The sequence below is a fragment of the Brevibacterium permense genome (assembly GCF_013280495.1).
GTDB lineage: Bacteria > Actinomycetota > Actinomycetes > Actinomycetales > Brevibacteriaceae > Brevibacterium > Brevibacterium permense.
In genome coordinates this window covers 386458-401006 of the sequence record NZ_JABSSX010000002.1, presented here as the reverse complement: position 1 = coordinate 401006, position 14549 = coordinate 386458, and the positions used below count along the sequence as shown (strand labels likewise).

The 14549-nt window shown below is 64.8% G+C and carries 12 protein-coding genes; all 12 read left to right on the top strand.

Features of this window, described 5'->3' with window-relative positions; all coding sequences use genetic code 11:
* Position 1: 1 nt before the first annotated feature.
* The 12 genes from ftsW (at position 2) to dnaE (ending at position 14504) form a co-directional block, all read left to right on the top strand.
* Complete coding sequence (gene ftsW, locus HK353_RS04645; protein WP_173152995.1) at positions 2 to 1573, top strand: putative lipid II flippase FtsW; 1572 nt, start codon at positions 2 to 4, stop codon at positions 1571 to 1573.
* Between the two features lies 1 nt (position 1574).
* On the top strand, positions 1575 to 2675 hold the full coding sequence (gene murG, locus HK353_RS04640; protein WP_173152992.1) for an undecaprenyldiphospho-muramoylpentapeptide beta-N-acetylglucosaminyltransferase: 1101 nt from the start codon (positions 1575 to 1577) through the stop codon (positions 2673 to 2675).
* A 2-nt stretch (positions 2676 to 2677) separates the two neighbouring features.
* Positions 2678 to 4093, top strand: a complete 1416-nt coding sequence (gene murC / locus HK353_RS04635; protein ID WP_173152989.1) for a UDP-N-acetylmuramate--L-alanine ligase — start codon at positions 2678 to 2680, stop codon at positions 4091 to 4093.
* Between the two features lie 5 nt (positions 4094 to 4098).
* Complete coding sequence (locus HK353_RS04630; RefSeq protein WP_173152986.1) at positions 4099 to 4854, top strand: cell division protein FtsQ/DivIB; 756 nt, start codon at positions 4099 to 4101, stop codon at positions 4852 to 4854.
* 270 nt (positions 4855 to 5124) lie between these two features.
* Entirely contained in the window at positions 5125 to 6312 is a 1188-nt protein-coding gene (ftsZ, locus tag HK353_RS04625; RefSeq protein ID WP_173152983.1) for a cell division protein FtsZ, read from the top strand.
* Between the two features lies 1 nt (position 6313).
* Positions 6314 to 7072 carry a peptidoglycan editing factor PgeF gene (gene pgeF / locus HK353_RS04620; protein WP_173152980.1) on the top strand — a complete coding sequence of 253 codons (759 nt, stop codon included), beginning with the start codon at positions 6314 to 6316 and terminating at the stop codon, positions 7070 to 7072.
* A 78-nt stretch (positions 7073 to 7150) separates the two neighbouring features.
* A complete protein-coding gene (locus HK353_RS04615; RefSeq protein ID WP_101546293.1) occupies positions 7151 to 7669 on the top strand; it encodes a cell division protein SepF in 519 nt (172 codons plus the stop codon).
* Between the two features lie 92 nt (positions 7670 to 7761).
* On the top strand, positions 7762 to 8058 hold the full coding sequence (locus tag HK353_RS04610) for a YggT family protein (RefSeq protein WP_173152977.1): 297 nt from the start codon (positions 7762 to 7764) through the stop codon (positions 8056 to 8058).
* A 328-nt stretch (positions 8059 to 8386) separates the two neighbouring features.
* The gene (locus tag HK353_RS04605; protein WP_173152974.1) at positions 8387 to 9178 is read left to right on the top strand and encodes a DivIVA domain-containing protein; all 792 of its coding nucleotides are present in this window, start codon (positions 8387 to 8389) and stop codon (positions 9176 to 9178) included.
* A 124-nt stretch (positions 9179 to 9302) separates the two neighbouring features.
* Positions 9303 to 9839, top strand: coding sequence for a signal peptidase II (locus HK353_RS04600; protein ID WP_173152971.1), 537 nt, complete (start codon positions 9303 to 9305; stop codon positions 9837 to 9839).
* Positions 9832 to 10755, top strand: a complete 924-nt coding sequence (locus HK353_RS04595) for an RluA family pseudouridine synthase (RefSeq protein WP_173152968.1) — start codon at positions 9832 to 9834, stop codon at positions 10753 to 10755. The genes HK353_RS04600 and HK353_RS04595 overlap by 8 nt, the downstream gene beginning before the upstream one ends.
* A 239-nt stretch (positions 10756 to 10994) precedes the next feature.
* The gene (gene dnaE, locus HK353_RS04590) at positions 10995 to 14504 is read left to right on the top strand and encodes a DNA polymerase III subunit alpha (protein ID WP_217278281.1); all 3510 of its coding nucleotides are present in this window, start codon (positions 10995 to 10997) and stop codon (positions 14502 to 14504) included.
* Positions 14505 to 14549: the final 45 nt, after the last annotated feature.

Genomic DNA, 14549 nt, shown 5'->3' with positions numbered 1-14549 from the left:
GATGGGACGGCAGACCACCGCGAAGGCGGATGAACGCCGCCGCCGCAAGCTTGCGAAGACCTCTGTCTCCGCATCCGCTCCGACGGCGTCGACGACTTCAAGGTCGACGAGTGGGCCGCAGCATACGGGAGTCAAGACCGCCCCGAAGGCGCGAAACGCGAAGTCTGCAGGCACAGCGTCTGCCGCGAATAAGCCGGCGAAGACCGCTGGCAGGCACTCGTCCGGAACCGACAGGTCGACATCTGCCGCACGCGACTCCAGACCGAAGGCGGGGGCCGCGAAGGCCACCTCGAAGAAGCCTGCGAAGGCAGCGGGGAAGAACCAGACCGCCTCGGTGCTCAAGAAGGCATGGACCCATCTGCGCGGTGACATCTCCAGCCTCTCCGCGCACCCGCTGACGACCTACTTCCTCATCCTCGCCTCCGTCGTCCTGCTCACAGGACTCGGCCTGGTCATGGTGCTCTCAGCCTCATCGATCACCTCCTACGACGGGGGAGCGGGCTCCTCATTCGCCTACTTCAACAAGCAGGCGATGTTCGCCGGGGTCGGTCTCGTCCTCATGTACATCGCGAGCCGCATGCCGCTGCAGTTCTGGAAGCGGATCGCATGGTTCGCCATCGTCGGCGGACTCTTCCTGCAGGCTGCGGTCTTCATCCCGGGACTCGGCAAGGAGACGAAGGGCAATGCGAACTGGATCGGGTTCGGCGGATTCCAGATCCAGCCCTCGGAGTTCCTCAAGGTCGCACTCGCCCTGTGGCTCGGCTTCATCCTCGCCCAGAAGGTCGGAAAGATGACCACCTTCGGCCACGCCATGATCCCCGTCGTGCCCGGAGTCCTCGGCGCCGCCGGACTCGTCGTGGCCGGCAACGACCTCGGCACCGGACTCGTCATCATTGCCATGGCGATCGTCTGCCTGTTCGTCGGCGGGTTCCCGATGAAGTACTTCATCCTCCTCGGCAGCGTGCTCACCGCCGCGGTCGCCTTCTTCGTGCTCAGCTCCCAGAACCGTCTCGACCGCATCCAGGCGATGCTCACCGGTCACGCGGATCAGAGCGCCGCGGACACCATGGGCCAAGCCTGGCAGTCCAACCACGGACTGTTCTCGCTGGCCTCCGGCGGATGGCTGGGGGTCGGTCTCGGCGCCAGCCGCGAGAAATGGTCCTGGCTGCCCGAAGCCCACAACGACTTCATCTTCGCCATCATCGGAGAGGAGCTGGGACTCGTCGGCACCCTCGTCGTCATTCTCATCTTCGCCGTCCTCGGCTTCGGCATGGTCCGCGTGGTCATGCGTTCGAACAGTCTCATGGTCCAGGTCGCCACCGCCGGCTTCTTCGCCCTCATCATCGGGCAGGCAGGAATCAACATCGGCGTCGTCACCGGACTGCTGCCGGTCATCGGTCTGCCGCTGCCGTTCGTGTCCTACGGCGGCTCCTCGATCATCGCCTCTCTCCTCGCCGTGGGAGTGGTGCTGTCGTTCGCTCGCACCGAACCGGGCGCCGAGGCGGCCATCGCCGCCAACAAGGATCGACTGCGATCCTCACTCGCCGTGCTTGCCCGCAAGAAAAGGAAATGAGATGACGAGTATCCTCCTCGCCGGTGGCGGCACCACCGGCCATATCTCGCCGATGCTGGCGATCGGCCGTGAGCTGCGACGGCAACACCCCGACTGGGACGTCGTGGCGTTGGGCACCCCCGACGGACTCGAAGCCGAAATCGTACCGCGCGCCGGGTTCGAACTGCTCACCATCGACAAGGTGCCCATGCCGCGGTCGATCAGTCCCGCCCTGCTGAAATTCCCGGGACGCTTCCGCGGCAACATCTCCGCCGTCAAGCAGATCATCGCCTCCCGCAGCATCGACGCCGTCGTCGGCGTCGGCGGCTACGTCTGCCCGCCGGCCTTCCTCGCCGCCAAACAGGCGAAGATCCCACTGATCGTCCACGAAGCCAATGCGAAGCCGGGAATGGCCAACCGCCTCGGCGCTCGGCTGACCACCACCGGGCGCGTCGGGATCACCTTCCCGGACACCGAGCTGCGCAATTCGACCCTCGTCGGCATGCCCATGCCCACAGAGATCACTGATCTCGACCGCAGCGACGAAGATCAGCGTGCCGGCTTCCGTGCCGATCTCGGGCTGCGCGACGACCATCCGGTCCTCGTCGTGACCGGCGGATCCTCCGGTGCGCAGAAGATCAACGAAGCATTCCTGGACACCGCGACCGCGTGCCAGGAGGCCGGCATCCAAGTCCTGCACATCACGGGAGCCGGGAAGGGAGAGGCCCTGCGGGAGGCGGCGGCCGAACTGCCCGACTACCACGTCGTGGACTACGTCGACGGAATGCATCGGGCCTATGCGGTCGCCGATCTGCTCGTCGCCCGCTCCGGTGCCGCCACGGTCTCCGAAGCCACGGTCGCCGGAGTCCCGGCGGTCTACGTGCCCCTGGCCATCGGCAACGGAGAACAGCGCCTCAACGCCTCCGGAAGCGTCTCCGCCGGTGCCTCGCTCATGGTCGACAATGCCGAATTCTCACCCTCGACCGTCGTCGACACCATCCTGCCGCTGCTGGCCGACGCGTCCCGTCTGACGCAGATGAGCCAGGCGGCCCTGCATCTCAACTACCCCACCGATGCCGCGGCCCGCATGGCCGGCATCGTCAACCGCGCGCTGGAAGGCTGACCATGACCTCTGCGAACACGAGCCCCGCGAACATCGTTCCCGTCGGCGACCTCGGAGCCGTCCACTTCATCGGCATCGGCGGATCGGGAATGTCCGGCATCGCCCGGATCATGGTCATGAACGGAGTGACCGTGTCTGGTTCGGACGCGAAGGAATCCAACGTCGTCGACGTTCTCCGGACCCTGGGCGCCACGGTCACGATCGGACATTCGGCCGACAACCTCGGCGAGGCCGACACCCTCGTCATCTCGTCGGCCATCCGGAAGGACAACCCCGAACTCGTCGAAGCACAGCGCCGGGGACTGCGCATCCTCCACCGCTCCGGAGCACTCGCCTCGCTCATGGTCGACCGGCGGGCCGTGGCCGTGGCGGGCACCCACGGGAAGACCACGACCACGTCGATGACCACCGTGGCGCTGCAGGCCTGCGGAGTGGACCCGTCCTTCGTCATCGGGGGAGTGCTGTCGACGACGGGCACGAACGCCCATCTGGGCACCGGAGACGTCTTCGTCGCCGAAGCAGACGAATCCGACGGATCGTTCCTCCTCTACGAACCGGCCATCGGCATCCTCACGAACGTCGAAGCCGACCATCTCGATCACTACGGAACCCCGGAGAAGGTGCGCGAAGCCTTCATCGAATTCTGCGACGGCATCCAGACCCGAGGCGGAACGATCATCGCCTGCGCCGACGATCCCGGCTCCCACGACGTCGCCCTGCACTCCCGCAGCCAGGGTGCCGATGTCGTCCTCTACGGCACGTCCGAGGACGCCGATATCGTGCTGCGTGACCTCGACTCCGGTATCGGCTCGAGCTTCGTCCTCGACCTGCCCGGGCGGGACGAGGAGCTGCGAGTCGAACTGCGGCAGCCGGGAATGCACAACGCGCTCAACGCCACCGCCGCCATCGCCGTGGTGCACAGCCTCGGCGCCGATGTCGAACGTGCGGCCACGGGTCTCGCCGGCTACGGAGGCACCCGCCGCCGTTTCGAGGAACGCGGAATCGCCGCCGGCGTGCGCGTCATCGACGATTACGCCCATCACCCGACCGAGGTGCGTGCGGTGCTCAGTGCAGCCCGCGGAGTCGTCACCGACGGGGGACGGGTCTGGGCCGTCTTCCAGCCCCACCTGTACTCGCGGACGATGGAATTCCGGGAGGAGTTCGGACAGGCCCTCGGCCTGGCCGATGAGGTCGTGGTCCTCGACGTCTTCCCCGCACGCGAAGATCCCGTGCCCGGAGTCACCGGCGCGCTCATCGCCGACCGAGTCCCGCACGAGAACGTGACCTTCCTGGAGTCCTTCGCCGAGGCCGTCCCCTTCGTCGCCGCTCGCGTGAAGCCCGGAGATCTCGTGCTCACTGTCGGAGCCGGTGACGTGACCATCCTCGGGCCCGAGCTGCTGAGCGCGCTGGAGGGCTGACGCCCATGGTGCCGCTTCCCCCGGCCCAGGCCGGTGACAACTCCACCGCGGATCTCACCGGAGTCATCCGGGCCCGCCGCCTCAGGACCTGGCGTCGACGCCTCATCGCCATCGGCATCGTGGCTGCGCTGCTCGCACTCGTCGCCGTCGCCTGGTTCTCACCCCTGCTGTCCCTGCAGAAGGTGCAGGTGAGCGGCAGTCGACTGCTCGACACCGATGAGGTCAGCAATTCCGTGCTCGACGACCAGGGCGGCCGACCGCTGCCGCAGGTGCGCCCCGGCCGCGTCGAGGACACCGTGCTGAAGGAATTCCCGAAGGCCGAAGCGGCTTCGGTCCACTACGCGGGGCCCCGGGCGCTGAAGATCGAGATCACCGACCGTACCCCCGTCATCGCCATCAAAGGCGAATCCGGCTATCGCCTCTACGACTCCGAAGCCGTCGACCTCGGCACGGTCGACACTGCACCGAAGAAGCTCACGGTGCTCAGCGGCGGCGGACACCAACCGGACAGAGAGACCGTCTCCGCGGTCATCCGCTTCATGGGCGAACTGCGACCGGAGCTGAGGCGTCAGCTGGTGACGATCGAGGCCAAGGACGCCATGAGCCTCAAGGGACGACTCGACACCGGAAAGCAGAAGGCCACGGTCGTCTTCGGCGATTCCTCGGACTCCAGCCTCAAGGTGCGCACCGCCGCCCAGCTGGCCGCCGAGGGTCGCACCGAGATCGATGTCTCAGTGCCCTCGGTGCCCGTGACCGACTGAGTCCCGCCCGGCCAGTCGTCGGCCCGAACCGGGCTCGAGCACTCCGCCGCGGCAGGTCCGGGCCTCCGTGAGCTGCCCTGTACGGGCCAGCCGCTGCGATTGCCTCCGTTTGGCCCCGACACACCGGGTGTGAAGTTTGGCCGAACCCCGACACTCCGGCGAGAATGGTTGCAGTGAGATTGCCCCGCCCAATAGCCTCAGGGCAGAGAACACAGACCGAATGCGCACGCAGACCCTGCGGAGCGCAAGCGCTTGAGACGAGGAACCGACTTGGCTGAATTCCCACAATCCGGAGCGGACATCAAAGTTGCCGGAACCGGCGGCGGCGGTGTCAACGCTGTACAGAGGATGATCGACGTCGGCCTGCGCGGCGTGGAGTTCATCGCGATCAACACCGACGCCCAGGCTCTCGTCCTCTCCGACGCCGATGTCAAGCTCGAGATCGGCCGTGACCAGACTCGAGGCCTCGGCGCCGGCGCAGACCCGGAGATCGGCAAGAAAGCCGCCGAATCCTCCGAAGACGCCATCCGCGACGCTCTCGAGGGCGCGGACATGGTCTTCGTCACAGCCGGCGAAGGCGGCGGCACGGGAACCGGTGCCGCCCCGGTCGTGGCCCGCGTGGCCCGGTCGCTCGGCGCTCTGACCATCGGTGTCGTGACCCGCCCCTTCACCTTCGAGGGACGCCGTCGTTCCGCGCAGGCAGAAGCCGGAATCGCGGCACTGCGCGAAGAGGTCGACACCCTCATCGTCATCCCGAACGACCGTCTGCTCTCGATCTCCGATCGCAGCGTCTCCGTCGTCGAAGCATTCCGCTCCGCCGACGAGGTTCTGCGCTCCGGTGTCCAGGGCATCACCGACCTCATCTCGGTCCCGGGTCTGATCAACCTCGACTTCGCCGACGTCAAGTCGGTCATGCAGGATGCCGGGACCGCGCTCATGGGCATCGGTGCGGCAACCGGCGACGACCGTGCCGTGCAGGCCGCCGAATCCGCGATCGCGTCCCCTTTGCTGGAAGCCAGCATCGACGGCGCCCACGGCGTGCTCTTCTGCATCACCGGCGGCGGCGACCTCGGACTCTTCGAGGTCAACGAGGCCGCACGCCTGGTTCAGGAAGCCGCGCACCCCGAGGCGAACATCATCTTCGGCGCCGTCATCGATGACAACATCGGCGACGAATGCCGAGTGACCGTCATCGCCGCTGGATTCGACAACACCTCCCCGAATGCGGAGGTCGCCGGATCCGACCAGGTCCCCGCGCCGATCCCGGCCGCAGCTCCGGCCGAGACCGAATCCGAGTCGCCCGTCATCGCCGAGTCCGAGCCCGAGGCGCCCGAAGCCGACGAGCCTGCACCTGCCCCGCGCCGCAGCGAGGAACACCAGATTCCCGCTTCGCTGCCGGGCGAACGCAGCAGCTCGAATTTCGACTCCGACCTCGATATCCCGGACTTCCTCAAGTAATATGCTGCGCTCGAGGTTCGTCATCCCGGGCAGGCGCACCGCCCACGTCGCCTTCACCGACCGGCACGGCGGATACTCGAGCGGGGAATTCTCCTCGTTCAACCTCGCCCGCCACGTCGAAGACGATGACGAACTCGTCGCAGCCAACCGAGCCGCTCTCGCTCAGGTCATCGGCCTGAGCGGCGAGCGGCTCTCGTTCGTTTCCCAAGTCCACGGCACCGATGTGCACATCATCGGCGACGAAGCTCAGCTGCGGCAGACACCGGTGGAGGCCGATGCCCAGCTGACGACCGTCCCGGGACTCGGACTGGCGATCATGGTCGCCGACTGCACCCCTGTCATGCTCGCCGATGCCGACGCCGGAGTCATCGCCGCCGTCCACGCAGGTCGCCCGGGAATGGCCGCAGGAATCGTCGGCAGAACAGTGACCGCGATGCACGACGCCGGTGCACGGGACATCCACGCGGTCATCGGTCCCTCGGTTTGTCCGCGCTGCTACGAAGTCCCAGCCGAGCTGAGGAGCGAGGTCGCGGCGACCGAGCCGACGGCCGCCTCGGTGTCGGTGACCGGAACACCGGCACTCGACGTCGCCGGAGCCGTGGCCGAACAGCTGCGCCGGAACGATGTGACCATCGATCATTTCTCCCGCACCTGCACGAAGGAATCCGAGGATCTCTTCTCCTACCGCAGGCAGAAGCGCACGGGCCGTTTCGCAGGGATCATCTGGCTGCAGGAAGAAAACACCGCGACACACCGATAGGACTCACCGGCCCAGATGCTCGCGTGCGATAGTTTGGGCGACAGGTGAGCAAGTGCCGAAGTCCGAGGAGCTTTAGACATGTCAGCAATCAAGAAGACGCTGGAATACCTGGGTTTCGTCGAAGAAGAGGACGAGACCACCCAGCACACCGACCGTCGTGAACCCGCCCGTCGGGACCGCGAGGTCGTCGAGACCTTCGACGAGGACGACCAGTACGACGAACCGGCCGCCGCCGAGGAACGGACTCCGGCTCCGGTGACACCGATTCACCCGTCACCGATCCGTCCCGTAGACACCCCGGCGCCAGGAACCTCAATGAATCGCATCAGGACCATCCACCCCCGCAGCTACAACGACGCCATGGTCATCGGTGCCGCCTTCCGTGAGGGCACTCCTGTGATCATGAACCTCTCGGAGATGGACGAGAACAACTCCAAGCGCCTCGTCGACTTCTCCGCCGGTCTCATCTTCGGCCTCCACGGGTCGATCGAGCGCGTGACGAACAAGGTCTTCCTGCTCACCCCCGAGAACATCGAAGTCGCCGGCGAAAGCGAAGCCGATTCGGATACTCAGGCCAGCTTCTTCAACCAGAGCTGAGTGCGCTGGAGAATCTCTCAACTCGTCCTCAGCTGGAGCCGTTAAGCTTAAGCGTCGGCATTTTAATAACAACGAAAGGCGCGGGGACCCACTTGGATATTGTGTTTGGTCTTATCAGTGTCCTGCTGGGTATCTATGTCTATGTGCTCCTGGCGCGAGTCGTGCTCGATCTGGTCCAGGTGTTCTCCCGCGACTGGCGGCCCACAGGCTTCCTCCTCGTCCTCGCCGAGATCGTCTACACACTCACCGATCCACCCGTGAGGATGTTGCGCAAAATCATTCCGCCGCTGCGGCTGGGGCAGGTCTCGCTCGATCTGGGATTCATCGTTCTGCTCATCGGCGTCCAGATCCTTTCCGGAGTCTTTCGTAGTCTTGCGCTTGCTAGCTGAACTAGGTGATATAGCTCCGCCTGATCCCCGTTCTGTCGGTGATCTCGCCTGACGAATCACACTGATCGGGCGACGAGATCTGCTTGAATAGTGCTCCGGCTGATTAGCGGGATTCCATTGAGTGAATAGCCGATGAATGGTGAAGACGCTGACCAGGATTCGCTGATCGCAGGTTCGAGTTGTTAGCCTCGAATGCGAAGTACTTCGTCATTGAGAGCAAGACACGCCATTACTGCGGGACAAAACTGCAGGTGTTACGCTAATGTGACGTTGAAGCCGTCGTTCTGGGCGGCAGAGTAATGAATGTAGATCGACCGAAGGTGACCTCATGGCGCTCACGCCTGAAGACGTAGTAAACAAGCGGTTCCAGCATGTGAAGTTCCGCGACGGGTACGACCAGGACGAAGTTGACGATTTCCTTGATGAGGTCGTCGTTGAGATTCGCCGTCTCTACCAGGAGAACGACGAACTGCGTCAGAAGCTCTCCGCCGCCGAACAGCGTGTGAAGGAACTCGAAGCCGGCGGCGCCTCCGCTGCACCGGCACAGGACATCGACGCCACACAGGCAATGCCCACCGCTGCTCCTGCTCCTGAAGAGAAGGAAGAGGCTCCGGCTCCGGCCGAGGCACCTGCCGCTCCGGCACCGGTCGAAGAGACCCCGGCTCCGGTCGTCAAGGAAGCCGCTCCCGCACCGCAGGACGACTCCGCTGCACCAGCGACGGCCGCCGGTGCTGCGGGTGCCGGTCTCGGTGCTGCCGCGCTCAGCGGCGACGGAGACGCTCATGGTCTCATCGCTCTCGCTCAGAGGGTCCACGACGAGCACGTTGCCGAAGGTGAGCGCAAGCGCGACGAGCTCATCAAGCGAGCCGAGAAGGAAGCCGCCGACATCGTCGGCAAGGCCGAAGCCAAGCGCGACGAAACGCTGTCGACCCTCGAATCGCAGAAGTCCGCCCTCGAGCGCGCGATCGACCAGCTATCGAACTTCGAGCGCCAGTACCGTACTCGACTCAAGAGCTACCTCAACGATCAGCTGCGTGAGCTCGAGAACTCCACGAGCCTGGCTCCGGAGACCCTTGACGGAAATGGCCCACTCGGCGGTTCGTCGAACCACAAGCTCTGATCTCAGCGCATCACCGACCGAGGTCCGGGAACTCCGCGGAGTACCCGGGCCTCCGTCGTGTTCGCACACCGCGCCGTCGTGCGGCTGAATCCCGCTGCCTCGGCGGTGGGCTAGAATGAACCAAATGAACGATCCTGCCTCACGGGTGAAACGACCTCGCGCCGCCATGATGGCCCTGCTGTTCACAATCGCGGCAGTCGTGCTCGTGATCGATCAGTTCACCAAATTCCTCGCCGTCAGTCTCCTCGAAGACCAGCCTCCAGTGCCTGTGCTCGGACCGCTGGCCGGATTCACCTTCTACCGCAATCCCGGAGCCGCCCTCGGCCTCGGCTCTAGCGTGACGTGGATCTTCCCTATCATCGCCATCGGCGTCTTCGCAGCGATCCTCGTGATCTCGCGCAAGCTCGGCTCGAGAGCCTGGGCGATCGGTCTCGGTCTGCTCCTGGGCGGACTCTTCGGCAACCTCGTCGACAGGCTCTTCCGCGAGCCCGCATTCCTGCACGGAGCCGTCGTCGACTTCATCGATCTGTCGCTGTTCATCTGCAACGTCGCGGACATCGCGATCTCCGCCGCCGCAGTGACCTTGGTCATCGTCAGTCTCAGAGGCATCGACATCGACGGATCGGACTCCACCCGCGTGAAAGAGGACTCTCATGACTGAACGCTCCATCCTCGTCCCAGAGGGACTCGACGGTCAGCGCGTGGACGCTGCGATGTCGAAGCTGCTCGGCCTCTCCCGCACCGCCGCCGCCGACATCTGCGCCGACGGGGGTGTGGAGATGTCCGGGCGTCCGGTCATCAAGTCCGATCGCGTCATCGCCGGCGAACGGCTCGACATCATGATGCCCGAACCGAAGAAGCCCCTCGAGGTCGTGCCCGACCCCGTGCCGGGAATGCGCATCGTCCACGACGAGGATGCATTCGTAGTGGTAGATAAGCCCGTCGGTGTGGCAGCGCATCCGGCTCTGGGCTGGACCGGACGCACCGTCGTCGGTGGGCTCGCCGCCGCGGGATTCCGCATCGCGACTTCCGGCGCCCCCGAACGTCAGGGCATCGTGCAGCGACTCGACGTCGGAACCTCGGGGCTCATGGTCGTGGCGAAGAGCGAGTACGCATACAGCGTGCTCAAACGCGCCTTCAAGGAACGCACGGTGGATAAGACCTACCACGCGGTCGTGCAGGGACTGCCCGATCCAGTGCTCGGCACCATCGATGCCCCGATCGCCCGACACCCCAAGCACGACGGACTCTACGCGGTGCGCACCGAAGGCAAGAACGCGATCACCCACTACGAGGTGATCGAAGCCCACCGCCGTGCCGCGCTCGTCGAGGTCCACCTGGAGACCGGACGCACCCACCAGATCCGCGTCCACTTCTCCGCCACCAAACACCCCTGCGTCGGCGACCTGCCCTACGGTGCCGATCCGGTGCTGGCGAAGGAACTCGGTCTCGAACGCCAATGGCTGCATGCCGTCAAACTCGGCTTCCACCACCCCGACACGCAGAAGTGGGTCGAATTCGAAAGCGGCTACCCCGACGACCTGCAGACCGCGCTCGACCGCATCCGCCCGCACTGACGCCGCGGCCACGCGCTGCCGCCGCCTGACTGTGTCGGAGACTGACTGCTGAGCCACGCGCCGGCGGGATCCGCACTAACCGGAGCCTCGTCGTGAAGTGCCCGGAACAACAGTCGCGGGAAGACTCCCCGCGGGTGCCGATGCACTAAGCTGGAACGGCAACTCCGGCAACTTCAGGAAGGCGGCGCCCAGTGCCGAACGAGGACTTCGTCCACCTCCACGTCCATACCGAATACTCCATGTTGGACGGTGCGGCCCGCCTCGCCGATCTGATGGCCGCGACGAAGGCATCGGGAATGTCCGCGATCGCCACGACCGACCACGGATACCTGTTCGGCGCCTTCGACTTCTGGTCGCAGGCGACAGCCGCCGGAATCAAACCCATCATCGGCGTCGAGGCCTATGTCACCCCCGGCACGGACCGGCGGGACAAGACCCGCGTGAAGTGGCGCACCGACGAATCGCAGAAGAGCGACGACCTCTCCGGCGGTGGTCTCTACACACACATGACCCTGCTGTCTCGGAACAACACAGGCATGCGCAACCTGTTCAAGGCATCGTCGTATGCCTCACTGGACTCGGTGACGGCGAAATGGCCCCGACTGGACCAGGATCTGCTCGAGAGCTACTCCGACGGACTCCTCGCCACCACCGGCTGCCCGTCGGGAGAGGTGCAGGTGCGGCTGCGTCTGGGACAGTACGAAGAGGCCAAGGCGGCCGCCGGGAAATACCGCGAGATCTTCGGCAAGGACAACTACTACGTCGAACTCATGGACCACGGTCTGTCCATCGAGAAGCGAGTGACGAAGGACCTCATCCGGCTGTCGAAGGAACTCGACATTCCGCTGGTCGCCACCAACGACCTCCACTACACGCACGAATCGGATGCGAAGGCGCACGAGGCGCTGCTGGCCATCCAGTCCGGCTCCAAGCTCATCGAACCCACCTACGATCAGGGCGGTTCGCGATTCGCCTTCTCCGGCTCCGGCTACTACCTCAAGACCCCCGCAGAGATGCGGACCCTGTTCAAGGAATTCCCCGAAGCCTGCGACAACACTCTCGAAATCGCCGAGAAGTGCGAAGTCTCATTCGACACCTCGGCGAACTACATGCCGAAGTTCCCGTGCCCTCCCGGCGAGGACGAGACCTCGTGGCTGATCAAGGAAGTCGCGAAGGGACTCGACTACCGGTACCCGAACGGCGTTCCCGACGAGGTCCGCCGGCAGGCAGACTACGAACTCGACATCATCATCTCCATGGGCTTCCCCGGCTACTTCCTCGTCGTCGCCGACTTCATCAACTGGTCGAAGGACAACGGCATCCGCGTCGGACCGGGCCGTGGTTCGGGAGCCGGCTCCATGGTCGCCTACGCCATGCGCATCACCGACCTCGATCCGCTGCAGCACGGACTGTTCTTCGAGCGCTTCCTCAACCCGGACCGTGTGTCCATGCCCGACTTCGACGTCGACTTCGATGATCGTCGCCGCAGCGAGGTCATCGACTATGTGACCGAGAAGTACGGCGACGAGCGTGTGGCGATGATCGTCACCTACGGCACGATCAAGACGAAGATGGCGCTGAAGGACTCCGCGCGTGTGCTCGGCAAACCCTTCTCCATGGGTGAGCGCCTGACGAAGGCGCTGCCGCCGGCGGAGATGGCCAAGGACATTCCGCTCAAGGACATCGAGGACCCGGAGTCCAAGCGGTACAAGGAAGCAGGGGAGTTCCGCGAACTCGTCGACACCGATCCGGAGGCCCGAGAGACCTTCGAGACCGCCAAGGGTCTGGAAGGGCTGAAGCGTCAGTGGGGCGTCCATGCCGCCGGTGTCATCATGTCCTCGGACCCGATCATCGACGTCATCCCGATCATGCGTCGGTTCCAGGACGGTCAGGTCATCACCCAGTTCGACTATCCGACATCTGAGGGCCTGGGGCTCATCAAGATGGACTTCCTGGGGCTGAGGAACCTCACGATCATCTCCGACGCTGTTGAGAACATCAAAGCCAACCGGGACTTCGATCTCGACCTCGAGCACCTTGCCCTCGATGATCCGGCGGCGTACGAGCTGCTGACCCGCGGTGACACCCTCGGTGTGTTCCAGCTCGACGGCGGCGGTCTGCGCGCCCTGCTGCGGATGATGAAGCCGGACAACTTCGAGGATATCTCCGCGACCCTGGCGCTCTACCGCCCCGGTCCGATGGGTGCGGATTCGCATACGAACTATGCCCTGCGCAAGAACGGTCTGCAGGAGGTCACCCCGATCCACCCGGAGCTCGAGGAGCCGCTCAAGGAGATCCTCGACACGACCTACGGTCTCATCATCTACCAGGAGCAGGTGATGGCGATCGCGCAGAAGGTCGCCGGCTATTCGCTGGGCCAGGCCGATATCCTCCGCCGCGCGATGGGCAAGAAGAAGAAGTCCGAGCTCGACAAGCAGCAGGTCGGCTTCTTCGGCGGAATGAAGGAACGCGGCTTCTCCGAAGCTGCCGCTCAAGCCCTGTGGGACATCCTGCTGCCGTTCTCGGACTACGCGTTCAACAAGGCGCACTCGGCCGCCTACGGTGTCGTGTCCTACTGGACCGCCTATCTCAAGGCGCATTACACGGCCGAATACATGGCGGCCCTGCTGACCTCGGTCGGTGACAACAAGGACAAGCTCGCGATCTACCTCAACGAGTGCCGTCGCCTCGGCATCACCGTGCTGCCTCCGGACGTCAACGAATCCGCTCTCCATTTCACCCCTGTCGGTACGGATATCCGCTTCGGCATGGGAGCGGTGCGCAACGTCGGCGCCCACGTCGTCGAGGGCATCGTCGAGGCCCGCGGAGAGAAGGGCTCCTACTCCTCGTTCACGGACTTCCTCGACAAGGTGCCCAGCCATGTGTGCAACAAGCGCACGATCGAATCGCTCATCAAGGCCGGCGGCTTCGACTCGCTCGGCCACGGCCGCCGCTCACTCGTCGAAGTCCACGAGGAGGCCGTCGACTCGGTCATCGGCGTCAAGAGGCAGGAAGCCAACGGTCAGTTCGATCTCTTCGCCGGGCTCGGCGGTGGAGACGACTCACCCGGATTCTCCGTGACCATTCCCGATCGTCCGGAGTGGGAGAAGAAGGAGAAGCTGTCCTTCGAACGCGACATGATCGGCCTCTACGTCTCCGATCACCCGCTCAACGGGCTCGAAGGCGTGCTGGCCGCCGAATCCGATGCCTCCATCGCCGAGGTGGTCGATCCGGAGTCGCACCGTCATGACGGATCCCAGATCAAGGTCTGCGGAATGATCACGCAGGTCACCCGCAAGGTGTCGAAGAACTCCGGGCGCCCCTATGCGATCGTGACCTTGGAGGACCTCGAAGCAGAGATCGAAGTGATGTTCTTCGGCGACACCTACGAACCGGTGGCGAGCCTCCTGGCGACCGACCTCGTGATCTCCCTGACCGGGCGCATCCGCACCTCCGATGACCGTCCGACCTCGCTGATGGCGATGTCGATGACGATTCCCGATGTCACCGACCCCAACGATCGCCCGCTCAACCTCATCATGCCGATGGAGAAGGCGACCGAGGAGATGGCGACGAAACTCAAGCAGATCCTCGAGTCCAACAAGGGCCAGACCGATGTCCACATCACTCTGTCCCAGCCGGGACGGCAGACGGTGATGCGCCTCGACAGGTCGATCCGGGTCGACCCGAACCCGAGTCTCTTCGGAGACCTCAAGGCGCTGCTGGGATCCCGTTGCCTGAGCGTCTGAGGCGCGAACGCCGCGCCCGCCTCTCGTCCGCACTTCGGGTCGGAG